Source organism: Mesorhizobium sp. M7A.F.Ca.CA.004.12.1.1 (genome assembly GCF_003997835.1).
GTDB lineage: Bacteria > Pseudomonadota > Alphaproteobacteria > Rhizobiales > Rhizobiaceae > Mesorhizobium.
The window spans coordinates 1-1,077 of sequence record NZ_RZRK01001271.1; the positions used below are offsets into that span (position 1 = coordinate 1).

The 1,077-nt window shown below is 68.2% G+C and carries 1 protein-coding gene and 1 pseudogene; both read left to right on the plus strand.

Going from position 1 to position 1,077, the window contains the following annotated elements; genetic code table 11:
* Positions 1-953, plus strand: a 953-nt coding sequence (locus tag EN984_RS35700) for a cobyrinate a,c-diamide synthase (protein ID WP_127384412.1), incomplete at its 5' end; no start/stop codon positions are given.
* Between the two features lie 3 nt (positions 954-956).
* A pseudogene (locus EN984_RS39220) lies at positions 957-1,077 on the plus strand (adenosylcobinamide-GDP ribazoletransferase); the annotation flags it as partial.

Sequence of the window (1,077 nt, forward strand, 5' to 3'; positions counted from 1 at the left end):
TGCTCGACGTCTCCGGCCAGTCGACCACCGCGGCCGCCGTCGCCAAGGGCTTTCCCACCTACGATCCGGATGTACGCATGGCCGGTGTAGTGCTCAACCGGTTGGGCAGCGAGCGGCACCGCCGGCTGTCGGGCGACGCCATCGAGGCGATCGGCCTGCCAGTCGTCGGCGCCATCCTGCGCGATCCCACGCTGAACCTGCCCGAACGCCATCTCGGCCTCGTCCAGGCCGGCGAATATGACGACCTGATGGCGCATCTCGACCGGCTGGCCGACATGGCGGAGAAATCGCTCGACCTCGATGCGATCATGGCCCTGGCGACACCCTTCACCCCGGCGTCTGGCGGCTTCACCGACGCACTGGCGCCGCCCGGCCAGCGGATCGCACTGGCCGAGGATGCCGCCTTCACCTTCCTCTATCCGCATGTCGCCGCCTACTGGCGCAAGGCCGGCGCCGAAATCGTCCCGTTCTCGCCGCTCGCCGACGAAGCGCCCGACGAGGCTTGCGATGTCTGCTGGCTGCCGGGCGGCTATCCCGAGCTTCACGCCGGCAAGCTCGCCGCCGCCGCGACTTTCCGCGCCGGGATGACCCGTTTCGCCACGACGAAGCCCATCCACGGCGAGTGCGGTGGCTTCATGGTGCTGGGCGAAGCGCTGGAGGACGCGTCGGGCGAAACGCATGCGATGCTCGGCCTGCTCGGCCATTCCACCAGCTTCGCCAAACGCAAGATGAACCTCGGCTATCGCGAGGCGCGGCTGCGCGCCGATTGCCCGCTGGGCTCGGCTGGGGCGCTGATTCGCGGCCACGAATTCCACTATGCGCAGATGACGGCCACCGGCAATGACGAACCGCTCGCCGACCTTGCCGATGGCCAGGGCAATCCGATAGGCGCCTCGGGCTACCGGCGCGGCCATGCCAGCGGCACCTTCTTCCATGCCATTGCGAGGGGCTAGAGCATGAAGTTCAGGAACCTGGCTCTTTCCCCACGGCAGGTCGTCGACGACACCGCGCTTTGCCTGGTCTTCTTCACCCGTCTGCCGCTGCCCGTCTTCGATTTTCGCGGCCGCAGCCTTGCCG